We start from the raw sequence: 14,565 nt of genomic DNA, 5'->3' as shown, positions 1-14,565 counted from the left end.
CCGGTTCTTTCGATCCGGTTCTCTGCATTTAAACTGTTCAGGCGTTGAAACCCGGATGAGCATGCCTCTATTCCCCGATTTGGGGACAGTCGTTTTGCATTTCCTAATTTCGATATCTTGGTGCTCAAACCTGCACCAAAATTGCAGCGTAAGAACGTGATCGTAGACCTCATACTCCGGGGGGTCACCCCCACACCTTAACTGTATTTATATTGCAGCAATCGAGTCATAGCAGGCGCGATCAGTCCAGTTGTTTTTCCTGGAGTTTAGCGGCGCGTCATGGCGATGAGTACCGTACAAGCTCCACTCAAAAGTGCTCGCCTACCAATGAAGTTGCTAACTGAATTTACCAATTAATATCATATTGATACGTGGCGAATGCCAAATGCAGACCTGTTCGGAAAAGCATGATGCAGACCTTCGAAGTTTGCCACAATTACGCCGATATTTGTTTCTAGGCCAAGCATAGACAAATCATAAAAAAAGACCTTTTTTGGGGGAACATCAGTGAATACAACCGGATTGCGGCGGTCCGTGCAGGCGCACGTGGCTAAGGGTGGGCGCGTTGTCAAATGGAAAGGCAAGATTGCCAGTATCGCACCTTCGGTCTTTCTTGCAGCAGCATCGATAGGCGCATTACCGACAGGCGAGGCCCAAGCAGAAGTGATCGCCGCATCACAAACAGCGCCGGTAGTATTTGCGAGTGACGAAGACAACAGCATTACATCACCAACTTCGGTAACCGTTTCTGCACCCACGGCGCGCGCTGTCGAATTGGACACGGATTATTCCAGCGTCCTCACCAACGGCGGTTCTATCTCTGCAACAGCAAACTCGCTGGCGGTAGGTCTTCAGGCGAACAACCAGTTGCTGCCCTCGGGTCAGATCATCAACACCGGCGCAATAAGCGCTTCCATAACCGGAGGTGCAGCCAACGTTACGGCCTATGGCTTCCTAGCCAATGACGAGTTCGGCGGGGCATTCTCAAACACAGGAACATTGTCGGCCAGCGCATCCACGGTCGCGGACAATGCTGTCGCCACTGGCGGCAGGTTTGAAAATGGTATTCAATCCACAGGATCCGTCATGAATGCAGGAGCTGTTTCAGCGGTCGCTGCGGCAGGATCATCGAATGCCTCGGCTACGGCTTTGATGTTTGGGGACGACGTCAGCACAACCATCAGGAACACCGGAACTCTCAGCGCCACCACAACAAGCGGTGCTTCGGCTTCAGTCGCCGGTATCAATATCGATGGTGCGCTGAACGGCAGCATTATCAGTTCCAACACAATTACTGTCTCCACTAACACCGGAGCCGAAACGGCAGAGGCCGTTGCTGTCAGAGTCGCTGACGGCATGACGGGCGACTTTCTGAACTCCGGCAACATTTCGGTTTCCGCTCAAGGCAGCAGAGAAGAAACCAACGCCGATGCCTTTTATGTTAGCGGCGGAATGACGGGGAGTATCACCAATTCCAGCAGCGTTACGGTCAACGCATCGGGCAATTCGTCGGTCGATGCTGACGCCTTTTATGTCAGTAGCGGCCTGACCGGGAGCTTCCTGAATTCCGGTAGCATCATGGTCAAAGCCGATAGCGACGCGAGCGAAGCAGATGCTGACGGATTCTACATCAGTAGTGGAATGACCGGTGACATAACGAACAATGGCACCGTCACCATAGAAGCGACCGGCGCGTCGCGGGCTGATGCTGACGCGTTCTACGTCTCTAGCGGGTTTACCGGAAGCTACTCGAATTCTGGCATGGTATCAGTCAGAGCAAGCGGTGCTTCGGATCGTGCATCCGCATCGGCATTGCACGTTGCGGGCGGAATGGATGGAAACCTGTTGAACTCGGGCACGGTCACCGTTTCCGCCTCAGGGTCTTCCTCGGTGCGTGCGGATGGGTTCGATGTCAGCAGTGGCCTGACTGGTACTATCAACAATAGCGGCACGATTGCCGTGAAGGCAGATGGCAACGGCGAAGTTCGGGTCAACGGGATCGACATCGCCGGCGGATTGACAGGTCATATCCTGAACAGCGGAACAGTTAGGGCCGAGGCCGATGCTGATGGTACCAGCGGACGTGCCAGTGGTATCGACATCACAAGTGGCATGACGGGCAATATCTCTAATTCGGGCAGTATCACCGCCATTGCGCATGCAGGCTCCGACACAGCAAACGCCGCCAGCATACGTATCGGTGGGGGTCTGACGGGCAGTTTCCTGAATTCCGGTACCATAGCAGTTGATGCTCAAGGCGGCATCGATAGAACGGATGCCGATGCTTTCTATGTCAGCGGCGGAATGACAGGCGACATCACCAACACCAGTACTGTCGCGGTCAATGCTGCGGGGGGCACGTCGGTTTACGCAAGCACGTTTTACGTCAGCAGCGGTCTGACCGGAAATTTCCTCAACTCGGGAAGCTTTACCGTCAAGGCTGATAGTGACTCGGGCGAAGCGGATGCGGATGGACTTTATGTCAGCAGCGGCTTAACCGGTGACATAGCGAACAGTGGGTCTGTGTCAATCGAGGCCATCAGCTCGTCTGAGGCAGATGCCAACGCTTTCTACGTCACCAGTGGATTTGATGGAAACTTCTCAAACACCGGTGTCGTTGCGGTTACTGCGAAAGGTGGCTCTAGCCAGGTTCAGGCGGAGGCCCTGCATGTATCCGGAGGTATGACTGGAAATCTGTCGAATTCTGGTACGGTTATAGTCAACGCATCAGGATCAACATCCGTCCGCGCGGACGGTGTTGATGTCAGCAGCGGACTGACGGGGACAGTCTCAAATAGCGGTACGATTGTTGTTAACGCTAAGGGGTCCGATGAAGTTTCGGCTAATGGTATCGACATTGCCGGCGGACTGATTGGTGACTTCAACAATCTGGGCGGTATCTCGGTCATGGCCGATGCCAGTGGGTCCAGCGCGCGTGCCAGCGGTGTGGACATTACCAGTGGCATGACTGGCAATGTGGCCAACTCAGGCAGTATCAGAGCTGTCGCACGTGCGGGTTCCGATGCCGCGAATGTCGCGGGTTTACGCGTCGGTGGCGGCTTGACCGGTGGCATAACGAACAACGGATCAATCCGTGCAGAGGCCGTCGCATCTTCGTCAGATGCATTTGCTTACGGCATGATCTCTTATGGTGACGTGACCGGGAACATTACCAATGGTGGCTCGGTATTCGTATCGGCATCCGGTGAGGATACGGCCACGGCATCGGGCTTTCGCGTCGATGGTAAGCTGACAGGTACGTTCTTCAATTCTGGCAGCGTAGCAGTTACGGCGACTGCCACGGGTGCGTCTCATGAAGATGTCATGGCGAAGGGTCTGGATGTCACGGGTCACATCCAGGGTGGTTTCAACAATTCGGGTGTCCTGTCGGTCAAGGCGATCGGAGAGAACAAACAAGCATATGCCTATGGTCTCTACGCTCAAGATGGCGTGACCGGAGATGTTCTGAACAGCGGGCTTATTCGCAGCGAAGTTGACAGTGGAACGTCCGCAGATGTCTACGGCATTCGGATTGACGAAGGACTGGATGGCGCCTTCTCCAATACGGGCACGATTCAAGTTCTCGGCCGGATCGATGAAGATGACTTGGACGCCTATGGTCTCTATATCAGCGGCGGTGTCACCAAGGATGTCAGTAACAGCGGTACGATAGCGCTACAGGCCGTCGCCGAAGATGAAGCCGAGGCGATTGGGCTGAGACTGTCCGGTGAGGTTGGCGCAAACATCATGAACTCGGGCAATATCTTCATCGTCACGCAAAGCACGGCCAATGACGCACTTGGGTATGGCATTTCCGTTGTGTCGGGGCTGGAAGGTAACATCGTCAACTCGGGCGCGATTTCGGTTCAGGGTATCGGTGCGACCGAAGCCACCGTTGCGGGCGTCTATATCAACCGGGAGTGGACTGGCGCGCTGAACAATTCCGGGACGATCCGGGCCATTGCTGACGCGGGAACGAAACACGCCGAGGCCTATGGGCTGCTAACCAGAAATGATCAGGTTGACGCGGATATCGAAAACTCCGGGTCTTTCGCGGTGCAAGCCAGTTCTGATGATGAATATGCCTACGCCTATGCGCTCTACTTTGACCATGAAGAAGCAGTCAGCACCCTGAACAACACCGGATCAATGACGGTTCGGGCTGCAGCACAGAAGGAAGCGCGGGCTGCAGCACTGTATGCACAGGACGGATTGAAAGGTGATTTCCGGAATCAGGGTGCCATTTCCATCCGGGCCAAATCGTCAGACAGTGTTGCCAAAGCCTATGGTTTGCATGTGGGCAGCGCGGGCGACGATGACCATTTGAACGGCAGCATCGCCAATGAGGGCTCGGTATTTGTGTCGGCAACTGCGCAAGACGAAGCTGAAGCCTATGGCTTCAACATCGATGAGCAACTCAATGGCGGCTTCTCGAATTCTGGATCAGTCATCGCACAGGCCACATCGCAGGAAACCGAAGCGCAAGCCTATGGGATCTATGTAGGAAGCAAGGTCAGTGGTGATGTCACAAACAGCGGCACTGTTTCAGTTCGCGCAGAAGGTCACAGCGCAAATGTGGCCGGGGTCTTCGTTCGCGATGGGCAAGAGGGCAAGCTAACGAACTCGGGAACGATCACCGCGCAGAGCTTTTCGGCCACCGAAGAATCCAGTGCACGCGGAATTTACGTGCGCGGTAGTACCAGTGATACGGTTCAAAATCAGGGCAATATCACAGCTTTTGCCCAGGGGGTCGAACGCGCACGCGCTCAGGCCGTTCTGTTGTACGATACGATGGCAGGCGACGTCGCAAACACAGGGACAGTTACGGCTACTGCCAGATTGGTCAATGCAACGAACAATGCCGACGGCACCGCCGCTGGGTTCTACATCGAGGACATGCAGGGCAACTTCTCCAACAGCGGCGTCATTCGGGCCGATGCGGCAGGCGGTGACAGGGTCAACGCCTACGGCCTGCACTTCGGGAACTTTGACGGTGTAATCACCGCCGTTGGCGATATCTCCGCGACGTCCGCCTCGGGGGACGCCTATGCGATATATCTGGGAACCGGCGCAGGGACGCTAAACCTTGTCACCCAGGACAAAGTCGGGGGGCTGATCCGGGTACAGGAACATAATGTAAATCTGAATGCCGTCGGTGGCAGCGCGGTGTTTCGGTTCCAAGACGCTGCAACGGGCTCAGGCACATTTGCCACAACAGCCTCTGATGGCCGGTCAGCGTGGTTTGTCCAAGATGAAGGTGGCGCAGCACCGATTTATGCCAGCGTCGATTCCGCCGAACTGCTGAACTCAGCCGACGTGACGGCCTTCTACGGCGGAGTGGTCAATGGCTCCATGGGCACACTGAACTACGGAGGGCAGGCTCAGGTTACGCGCAATTCGGCAACCGGCCGTGTTTCGGGTGTCAGCTTCGGACCCTTCCGCCCCTATGTGATTGTAGATGCTGCGAGTCGCCGTTTCGAAAACGTGCCCGGAGTTGATACCGACGTCACAGTATTCAATGGCAGTGTTGGGTACTCCGGACAACTGGATAATGGTTTGGCGCTGGCGCTTGGGCTGGGTGTCCTCCGCTCGAACGGTGATACCGATACGACAGATTTTGACACAAATGGTGTGTATCTGGACGCGTCTTTGGGACGTCAGATTGGATCTTTCACAATTGAGGCCGGGCTAGGCTATGGCTGGTTGTCGACCAAGCGCTCACGCCAAATTGCCGGCAGCGCCAACGCAAGCGCCGACTACAACAGCACTCTCGCAACGGCCTATCTGGGTGTTGAGCGATCATTTGACGTCAGCGACGCGTTTGCATTGCTGGGTTTCGGCAGTGTTCGTTATACCCGTCAAGATGATGACAGTTATACCGAGACCGGTTCATCTGCCAACGCAACGGTCGGAGCCGCAACCACCGAAGTCATCGAAGCCCGCTTGGGTGTCGAAGCCGAATATGCGCTGAACAGCGGCGGTGTCCTGATCGGCCAACTGTCGGGTGTCCTACGACGTGATCTGGGCAATACCGATGCGAGCGTTACAGTATTTTCCACAACACAAGACCTTTCGTTCGCATCGACAGATTTCACCGGAGCCAGCGTGCTGCTCGGATACGAGCACGACTTTGCCCGCAACATGACGTTTGAAGCAAATGCCGAACAGGAGTTTGGAAGCGACGCCCAGGGACCGTTCTTTAAGGCCGGTCTGAGGTGGTCGTTCTGATCAGTAGCAACAATAGGCAAGCGTTTATGTAGGTTGTAGATACAAATCGCTCGGGGCCTGTGGCAGCAAGCAACTCATCCAAATCTGGTCAAACGTCAGATAGTAATCGAGTGCACTTTCAAGGACCGGCTGGAACGCTAGGCGCGGTTCTGAACCCGCCTATGGTCCATTTATGCTTACGGCTCGGCCTGCGGAGCCTTCAATCATGTTGTTGTTCGGGCGCTCGTGCGAACTGCAATCCACCTCCGGTGATGGCCCTTGATTGAAGGAGACAGCGCAAATACGGATTCTTTCATCCCGCTGCGCGTGATGTTCACATGCACCGATGCCAGTAGTTCGCGATGATCCGAGCGATTAATTCCACAAGAGAAACAGGCTGCGATCATTTAGCTATTCCATTCAACCAAATTTGGTTGACCAAGCTAGCCTGGACGGGTCTTTGTCTTCGGTAGTTTATCCGCGTTCTGCGCTGCCCATTCGTGCATTTCATACAACAGTGGGATCAGGCTTTGGCCCAAAGGCGTGAGGCTGTATTCGACGTGTGGCGGTATGGTCCGAAAATCTTTGCGAGAGACAAACCCCGTCTCCTGCAACTCGCTGAGTTGCCGCGTCAATGTGCGATGGGTAATGGACCCCAAGTTGCGTTGGAGTTGATTGAAACGGCAGCTGCCTTGCGCCAACCAATAGATAACCAGCAGTTTCCAACGTCCTGAAATGGCTGAGATCAGTGCTTCAATCTGGCAGTGTTCTTCAAGTTCGTCCGATTTCATTACAGTATCCCAAATGACCGTACTTGTTGGATCGATCGTACAAAGCTAGCTAAACATCAATGCAACGTGCCGCAATGGAGAACCCGATGACCAAAAAGAAGATCGTGATCGTGGGTGGAGGCTATGTCGGGTTTGAGGTCGCCAAGAAACTGGACGCTTATGCGGATGTCACCCTGATTGAGCAACGCGAAGCCTTCGTGCAGCCGCCTGCCGCGATCCGTGCGCTAGTTGAACCCACATTATTGGACAAGATCATCCTCCCCTACGACAACTTACTGGAGTCAGGAAAAGTTGTGCGGGGTCGTGCAGTTTCAGTTTCCCAAACCCAGGTTAACCTGGACTCTGGAGCCGTTTTCCCGGCGGATTTTATCGTGATCGCAACTGGATCGTCTTATGCTGCCCCATTCAAACCGTCGGGCGACAGCATCGCTGACTTCCGTCAAGCCAGCATGGATGTCAGTGGACGGCTAGCACGGGCGACTTCTGTAGCAATCGTCGGCGCGGGCGCCGTGGGAACTGAACTTGCGGGCGAGATCTCGGCGGCGCAGCCGGGAAAGACCATCACCTTGATTTCTTCCGATGACACCTTGTTTCCAAAATACCCGGCTGGATTTGGTACACAGCTCAAACGCAAACTCGAACGCCTCGGCGTCACTGTCATTCTTGGCCAAAGGGTGCAGGACTTACGTCATTTGGATCGGCCTTACGAAGGATCTGTGACTCTGGCTGATGGCAGCGTGATTACCGCTGATCTTGTGTTTCCGGTGATTGGCTCGAAACCTCAAACATCATTGGTCCAAAGTCTTCCGGGTGTGACCTCAGACACTGCAGGCCGTGTTGAGACCGACAAGTGGTTGCGGCCGTCGGACTACCCGAATGTCTTCGTAGCCGGTGACATTGCCAACGTTGGCGACGGAATGACAATTGTCGCGACGACCCGACAAAATCCATGGCTCATCAAGACGCTTAAGAAAGTGATAGATGGTGCATCCGTCGAAAAGCAGAAGCCTTACGTGCCATGGAAAAGAGCTCCCATTCTGGTGCCACTCGGCCCTGTCATCGGAAATAGCTGGCTCTTTGCAACCTTCGGCGACTGGATCACCCGCATGATGAAAGGGAAAGCGCTCTTCATTCCCAAATATCGCAGGGCGTTCGGGTTTACCGACGCTGACAAATAGACCTGCTTCTCTGGAAAGAACTATTTGCGCTCTTCTACAGTAACGCCTGTTGAGCTCAGGGTACGTGTTACCCTAGTCGAGCCTGAACCCGATTTTCATAGCGACCTGAAAGTGAGCAACCTCACCATTCTCTATGTGACCTCGAATTTCTGAAACTTCGAACCAATCAAGGTTTTTTACAGTCTCAGCCGCCTTTGAGATTCCCGACTTGATAGCGGCATCGACAGATTCCGTTGACGTGCCGACGACATCGATCTTCTTGTAGGTTGCGTTGGTCATTTTCGCTCTCCCTAGGCTGAAATGGGTGATTGAACGTAAGTCTTATGGCTCCTCTGAAATTACTCTTACGGTCCTTCATCTCTGCAAAGAGATCAACTGGATTGCTCCTTGCAGGTCCACGCCTCGCTGAATGCGGGCACCTGAGCGCCTCAGAGAAGACTGATTAGCAGTTGGAAACGCTGATTTCCATATTTTGCACGCAACGTGCGCGTTTTTTCCACCTATCATTGGGCCATTGGATTTCAGGGTTAACCGAATGCTACTCACGGTCTGATAGCTACAGTAGTAGTGGTCCACTTCCCAAAGCGGGCTTTTTTGTATTGAGGTGGGGCGCAATTTAGCGAGTTAGTTTGCTATGCCCCGCCCCGGCTGTTTAGGACCAATTTCGCCCGTTTTGGACATCATGGCCTTCGCATAGTCACGTCTTGCTGTTGAGCGATCTTCAAATCGAGCGTGTACGACACAAAAGAACAGGGCACCATCATCTAGGCCATTGCGAGGTGTAAACCAATCATAGGCGTCGGTTGGCTCTACCGACGCAAATTGTTTAGGCGATGGCGCTACCGGTACTACATTGGCTTCACTATTCGTGATGTCATCAAGCAGCGTTGGGCGCGCTGTGCCCGTATCGGGCGTGAGAATACCCATGATCTGTTCGCGACCAGCCGGAACGAAACGCCCGTTTTCCTCGACTGGAAACCGGATCGGCTGTCCCGCATATACATCTCGTTGAACTTCGCTGTTCTTAACAACAATCGTTCCATTAACGAGCACATAGGGAATACCTTGCGACGGAAGGCCTTGTTGACCCAGTGTATAGTTTGCCTTTTCGGTCACTGTCTGGGGATCAAAAATCGTTATATCGGCGACCATACCTTCCTGCATCCGCCCGCGCACCTGCATTGATCGCAAACCGGTATCACCCAATCGCTTTGCATGAATGTAGCTTAACTGAGTGAGCGTAAGCATTAGTGGCACATTTGCTTCACGTGCCAACCTCAAGACAAGCGCATGACTACCGGCAGACCTCGGGTGCCCTGCGTAATCTTCGTAGGGCGCATCCCAACTCATCAGATTGCCCTCAATGTCCAACCCGGCCATCCCGTCACCAGAGATGCCGTACCCTGCGATTGTTATCCAATCATTGAGCCACTGCTCTCTTGGCGGACTAAAAACAATAGCGGTTCGTCCGGGCTCATTCTCCGCAAAGTTCAAGAACTCGTCTTTGGTTACGAAGCGGTCAAGTTGCGGATCAAAGATTGTCTCTTCGTATTTGTACCCCATCGAGCCTTCCCAGTTTTCCGGGGCGATAATGGAGGCTCCGTAGTTTCCCGATCCGGCGGTCCAGGGATAGTAACTGGACCAGACGTTGTAACCCTGGTCGCGGGCCATCTGTAGTTTTTCCTGATTTTCCCACCAGCCATAATCGTTGTCATGATGAATGTGCAGTGGTGCGCCAAGCACCATCGCGTTGACGAGGATTTCATTAACCCCCGTTTGTGTCTCAGTCGGCGTAGAAGCACTGGGGTGAAACCGGTGATGTACAGAGGTCACCCGCCCGTAACGGGCTGCTGCACGTTGCGCTTCGAACATCTCATACGTGGTGATACCTTCACGGGCATACCCGATGGTCGATCCAACGCCGAGCGCTCCAAGACGCAGGCCCTCATCAAGTTGCGCCGTGATTTCGTTCATCTGCTCACGATTGCTTGGAACCGAAGACCATCCTTCGACACCATCTTCCACCGATTGTGCCCGAAGAGCGAAGAAGTTGCGGAAATCGATGTCTCCTCCCTCAAGTGCAAGACCGTCATGAACCCGCATCCGTGCGAACTCTTGCCCAATGACAGTACCGTAATTGGCCTGCGTAACACCCTCGCGCGCGTCATACCACTCATCTATGTTCGCGGCCCCGACCTCGAAATCCATTTGGGTTGTGACGCCGTCACGAAGATTTACCTTGATGCCCCACGGGTCCAGACCGTGTTGCTCAAGGTCGATGAAGCCTGCGGCTACAACATGCCCTGTCGCATCGATGGTCTCAGCGCCTTCAATAGCGTCTTCGGTAATCGACGTAATCCAACCATTGCTTATTCCCACATTAGCGATTTGATCAAATCCGGTTTCCGGATCCATCACACGACCATTGAGAATTACAATGTCGTAAGTTTGCGCGGCGCATAGCGTCGCAACAACAGACAAGGTGCCTGCCAGAAACACAGTTCGCATAGACGAAGCCTCCCTTTGATCTGCAGGATAGCGGAAAGCGGCATCCAATCAACAAAACGGCATATATCGATGTCTTGGGGCAACATGTTCGCGAATGAGCGACTGAGTTCGCTAAGCTCACACGGGGACCAGATTCAGATCGGCACAACTGTCCCTTTGTAGCTTAGTATTCTTTCGGATTTACACCCGAAGATGCAAGCCAAGGGAAGTTATCTTCTTGACCCTTGCGCCAAGAGAGAAATGTCCGTCGTTCGAATACGACAGCGTTTTCAACGCTAAACAAAGCGCCTTCTGCAATTAGATCGGCAACCATACGTTGGGGAAGATAGGCGGAGCCGCCTTCAGAAAGCAGATGCGCAAGCGCCCAATCCGGACTACTGAAGGCAACAGATGCGGTTTCGTCGGTTGGCCAGGCTTCGGCGTGTTGCGCCCTAAATGTGGCACCGTAGTCCACATAAATGTAGTCAGGATCCCACCGCACTGCCTCGCGCTGTCTCGTAGCGACCTGGATCAAACTGTCGGTGGTGAATTCACGACTGTCAAAATCCGTCCCGACAAGAGGTTCGGTCAGCAGTGCTGCATCGCTCATCCCGCTCTGCAACCAGGATTGAGCATTTCCAGTCAGCCCGGACCAGATCTCAATGGCTGTTTCTGGATGGTCGTCCCGAATTCGCCTGATCCAATTTTGACCTAAGCCAGTCCACAGTCCCGGATCACAAACGAAACTGAAAAGGCGTATCACGCCTTGGGGCAAGTTGGCACGCGAGCGCGCGTTTTCCCAGGTGCGAGCAATCACTTCTGCCTGTTCCAGAAACGCAAAGCCCGCTTTGGTCAACATCGCGCCCTTACGGGACCGAACGAGCAATCGGGTCCCCAAGGCTTGATCCAATGCGTCGAGCCGGGCGGTCACCGCAGACTGCGTGATGTTTAGCTCCTCAGCCGCCCGATTTAGATTTCGAGTACGAACGACGCTGAGAAACGTCTGAATTGCGGCTATGTTCATAAATAGATAATGCAGATTTTTCGATGTAATTGATAGAATAATTCCGTTTTATAGAATTTCCTTTTTCTGGCACCGTAGCGTGGACAGACAAAGGAGGCTTATCATGGAATTCAGCATCCAACTTTCTGCAGATTACCCTGATAAATCCTATGGCGGCGATCGAGTCTATGCCGACATGCTGGATCAGGCGATCCTCGCGGACCGGCTAGGTTTTGATGCCGTGTCGGTAACCGAACACCACCTGCTCAACTGCTTGATGATGCCAGCCCCGCTGCAGTTTGCGGTCAAAATTGCGGCGCATACAACCCGCGTCAAGATCATGACCTCAATCGTCGCGCTGCCACTACACGACATGCGCACCTATGCAGGCGAAGTGGTCGTTGCCGATATCTTCACCGAAGGGCGACTGATGCTGGGTGTGGGTCGCGGGGCCTTCAAATACGAGATGGAGCGACTGGGAGTGCCGATGGAGGAAACCCAAGCCCGGTTCAATGAATCGCTGGCCGTTTTGCAGGCGCTTCTGTCCGAAGAAGAAGTAAGTTGGGATGGTGACTTCTATCAGTTCGACCCGATCACCATCATGCCACGTCCTCTACGTCCCGGTGGGCCGCAAATGATGATGGCGGTGCTGAACCCCGAAGGTATTTATCACTGCACCAAACGCGGCTTCCACATTCAGACGACACCGCTTGCGGGAAACCAGCAACTGTTGTTGGAACAAGTCGATGGCTTCAGTCGCGCCAAAGGCGAGATGGGCGAAGCTGGGCGCGATCTGACCCTGTCGCTATCTCGGGTTGGCTTTGTAACCCAAAACGAAACTGACCGACAAAACAAGATCGCGGCTGCGAACAGGTACTACAGCCGTTTCGACAACGTGTTTACCGGGCCGGGTGTCGTGGATAAGGGAATGATCCGCGAGCTTCCGCGCATGCAAACTGTCGATGAACTAGCCGAAAGCCTGCTCATCGGCACGCCGCAGGAAATGATCGACAAACTCGGTCCTTATTCCGAGCTCGGCATCGACAGGGTAATCCTGAACCCCAATTTCGGGTGCAACGCTCAAGAAACGCTGGATGGGCTGCAGTGTTTCGCCGAAGAGGTCATGCCTCATTTCACCAGTCGTACTGTCACCGAGGCGGCGGAATGACCGTAAGCCGTGACATGTTTATTTCGGCTATGCGTCAGGTTGCCAGTTCAGTCACCATTGTCACAACCGATGGGTCTGCCGGGCGGGCGGGCGCGACCGTGAGTGCATTTACCTCGCTTTCCGCTGATCCCCCGTCGGTACTGGTCTGCCTGAGAAGCGACAGTCGGATTGCCCGGACAGTCGCCGCAAACGGTGCTTTCAGTGTTAATGTCTTGCCCGAGGATGCCTCACACCTCGCTCAAAAATTTTCCGGGATGTTCGATCACGCCCAAAGGGACCCGTTTCAGGGCATAGAAATGTCAGAGGCGCCTTCGGGTGCGGTCCTTGCCGGAGCCACATCTTTCAACTGTACAGTTGAACAGACAATGACCCATGGAACTCATTCGGTTGTCGTGGGCAGCGTCAGTACAGTGAGTGAAGCGGGTATGAGACCCCTGGCCTACATGGCGGGCGCATACCACGTTGTTCGCCCTCAGAACGACCCAACAGGAGAACCGCAATGCCAATAATTCGTGTCGAAATGTTTACAGGACGCACCCCAGAGCAGAAGCGGGCACTTGTCCGAGAGCTGACGGATGCCTTTGTCAACGCAGCAGGAGGGACGCCGCAAAGTGTGCACGTGGTGATAACAGATGTGGATAAAGGCGATTGGGGTTCCGGCGGACAACTCTGCTCGGAAAAGTTTCCGGATTGAGGGCTGATAGATGGCAGATGTGATCGACTGCGAATTCTCCGTACAGGGCGACGGCCCACCGCTCTTTTTGATTCATGGAATCGGGGCGGCGCGCAATACCTGGGCCAAGTCTCTGCCGATTTTGACCGACCATTTCACCGTCGTGACCTATGACCTTCGCGGACACGGGACCTCGCCGCTGCCGGAAGGACCATTTGGTCTGGACGAGTTGGTCACCGATCTGGAGCGGGTGCGAGAGAAGACAGGGTTTGAATGCGCACATTTCGCCGGGCATTCCCTAGGTGGCATGATCGGGCCAGCTTATGCATTGAAGTACCCGAACCGCGTCAGCTCGCTGGGGCTTCTGTCTACTGCCGCTTTTCGCACCAAGGAAGACAGCGCGAAGGTCTGGGGGGTCGTGCATGCGATGGAAGAAAAGGGCATCCCGCAGGTTTTGGAAACCCTGACCGCCCGCTGGTTCACCGATGAATTCATCGCGACACATCCGGAAGTGGTTGAAAACCGGCTGAAGCAGGTGATCGGAACGGATCCGGATGTTTTCCTGAATGTCTTTCGAATCTATGCGGGCACAGAAATGGCATCTTGGCTGCAGCGCGTCACGGTCCCGTCCCTGGTGCTCACCGGTGAGAATGACGGGGGCTGCAATCCGCGCCTGAATCGCCTGATAGATCAGGCGCTGCCGAACTCGGAACTGTTGATCCTGCCAAAGCTAAAGCACTCGATCCTGTTGGAGGCGGGCGACCGTGTTGCTGAACATCTCCGTCGGTTTGTTGCCGACAACCCCGTGGAGTAATTGCTTCCCGGACAGTATTTTGCTCGACACGTCTTCTTGTCTGTGACCCCAACTTCATATTGGGGTCACAGGTGGGTTATCGAAAACTACTCCGCAGGTATTGTAGAGCTTTCCGGATCTATGGTCGAAGCGACGCCTGCAGCTTCGCGCCTGCCGTCGTTCCAGATGGCCTTGATCAGCGCGATGCACATTAGTGCCATGACGATCGAGAATGGCAGCGCCCCGATGACCATCGCGGTCTGGA

Annotated in this window: 10 protein-coding genes; 6 read left to right on the top strand and 4 right to left on the bottom strand. The window is 54.4% G+C overall.

Going from position 1 to position 14,565, the window contains the following annotated elements; genetic code table 11:
- Window positions 1–507 precede the first annotated feature (507 nt).
- A complete protein-coding gene (locus tag ACR0CW_RS17290) occupies window positions 508–6,228 on the top strand; it encodes a beta strand repeat-containing protein (protein ID WP_480788735.1) in 5,721 nt (1,906 codons plus the stop codon).
- Window positions 6,229–6,650: 422 nt separating this feature from the next.
- Here ACR0CW_RS17290 and ACR0CW_RS17285 read toward each other — a convergent pair whose 3' ends face one another.
- On the bottom strand, window positions 6,651–6,998 hold the full coding sequence (locus tag ACR0CW_RS17285) for a winged helix-turn-helix transcriptional regulator (protein ID WP_480788734.1): 348 nt from the start codon (window positions 6,996–6,998) through the stop codon (window positions 6,651–6,653).
- A gap of 59 nt (window positions 6,999–7,057) precedes the next feature.
- Between ACR0CW_RS17285 and ACR0CW_RS17280 the strand changes: the two genes are divergently transcribed.
- Complete coding sequence (locus ACR0CW_RS17280; protein WP_480788733.1) at window positions 7,058–8,176, top strand: NAD(P)/FAD-dependent oxidoreductase; 1,119 nt, start codon at window positions 7,058–7,060, stop codon at window positions 8,174–8,176.
- A gap of 72 nt (window positions 8,177–8,248) precedes the next feature.
- On the opposite strand, the gene ACR0CW_RS17275 is transcribed toward ACR0CW_RS17280, so the two are convergent.
- The 3 genes from ACR0CW_RS17275 to ACR0CW_RS17265 form a co-directional block, all read right to left on the bottom strand.
- On the bottom strand, window positions 8,249–8,455 hold the full coding sequence (locus ACR0CW_RS17275) for a dodecin (protein ID WP_155147607.1): 207 nt from the start codon (window positions 8,453–8,455) through the stop codon (window positions 8,249–8,251).
- Between the two features lie 345 nt (window positions 8,456–8,800).
- Window positions 8,801–10,684, bottom strand: a complete 1,884-nt coding sequence (locus ACR0CW_RS17270) for an amidohydrolase family protein (protein ID WP_480788732.1) — start codon at window positions 10,682–10,684, stop codon at window positions 8,801–8,803.
- 163 nt (window positions 10,685–10,847) lie between these two features.
- Window positions 10,848–11,687 carry a LysR family transcriptional regulator gene (locus ACR0CW_RS17265; protein WP_480788731.1) on the bottom strand — a complete coding sequence of 280 codons (840 nt, stop codon included), beginning with the start codon at window positions 11,685–11,687 and terminating at the stop codon, window positions 10,848–10,850.
- Between the two features lie 103 nt (window positions 11,688–11,790).
- Between ACR0CW_RS17265 and ACR0CW_RS17260 the strand changes: the two genes are divergently transcribed.
- Genes ACR0CW_RS17260 through ACR0CW_RS17245 form a run of 4 tightly spaced genes read left to right on the top strand, consistent with a single transcriptional unit; the run spans window position 11,791 to window position 14,321 of the window.
- Window positions 11,791–12,834, top strand: coding sequence for an LLM class flavin-dependent oxidoreductase (locus ACR0CW_RS17260; protein WP_480788730.1), 1,044 nt, complete (start codon window positions 11,791–11,793; stop codon window positions 12,832–12,834).
- The gene (locus ACR0CW_RS17255; RefSeq protein ID WP_170335958.1) at window positions 12,831–13,343 is read left to right on the top strand and encodes a flavin reductase family protein; all 513 of its coding nucleotides are present in this window, start codon (window positions 12,831–12,833) and stop codon (window positions 13,341–13,343) included. The genes ACR0CW_RS17260 and ACR0CW_RS17255 overlap by 4 nt, the downstream gene beginning before the upstream one ends.
- Entirely contained in the window at window positions 13,334–13,528 is a 195-nt protein-coding gene (locus ACR0CW_RS17250) for a 2-hydroxymuconate tautomerase (RefSeq protein ID WP_480788729.1), read from the top strand. The genes ACR0CW_RS17255 and ACR0CW_RS17250 overlap by 10 nt, the downstream gene beginning before the upstream one ends.
- A gap of 10 nt (window positions 13,529–13,538) precedes the next feature.
- Window positions 13,539–14,321 carry an alpha/beta fold hydrolase gene (locus ACR0CW_RS17245; protein ID WP_480788728.1) on the top strand — a complete coding sequence of 261 codons (783 nt, stop codon included), beginning with the start codon at window positions 13,539–13,541 and terminating at the stop codon, window positions 14,319–14,321.
- Window positions 14,322–14,565 lie beyond the last annotated feature (244 nt).

It is taken from the genome of Ruegeria sp. CH6 (genome assembly GCF_056537005.1).
Note: the sequence above shows the minus strand (reverse complement) of the source record. Positions and strands in the feature narration are given on the sequence as shown.

Bases quoted from the DNA above. Each gene is read 5' to 3' on its own strand.
- ACR0CW_RS17285 (WP_480788734.1), bottom strand. From the start codon at position 6,998: ATGAAATCGGACGAACTTGAAGAACACTGCCAGATTGAAGCACTGATC.
- ACR0CW_RS17280 (WP_480788733.1), top strand. From the start codon at position 7,058: ATGCAACGTGCCGCAATGGAGAACCCGATGACCAAAAAGAAGATCGTG.
- ACR0CW_RS17275 (WP_155147607.1), bottom strand. From the start codon at position 8,455: ATGACCAACGCAACCTACAAGAAGATCGATGTCGTCGGCACGTCAACG.
- ACR0CW_RS17270 (WP_480788732.1), bottom strand. From the start codon at position 10,684: ATGCGAACTGTGTTTCTGGCAGGCACCTTGTCTGTTGTTGCGACGCTA.
- ACR0CW_RS17265 (WP_480788731.1), bottom strand. From the start codon at position 11,687: ATGAACATAGCCGCAATTCAGACGTTTCTCAGCGTCGTTCGTACTCGA.
- ACR0CW_RS17260 (WP_480788730.1), top strand. From the start codon at position 11,791: ATGGAATTCAGCATCCAACTTTCTGCAGATTACCCTGATAAATCCTAT.
- ACR0CW_RS17255 (WP_170335958.1), top strand. From the start codon at position 12,831: ATGACCGTAAGCCGTGACATGTTTATTTCGGCTATGCGTCAGGTTGCC.
- ACR0CW_RS17250 (WP_480788729.1), top strand. From the start codon at position 13,334: ATGCCAATAATTCGTGTCGAAATGTTTACAGGACGCACCCCAGAGCAG.
- ACR0CW_RS17245 (WP_480788728.1), top strand. From the start codon at position 13,539: ATGGCAGATGTGATCGACTGCGAATTCTCCGTACAGGGCGACGGCCCA.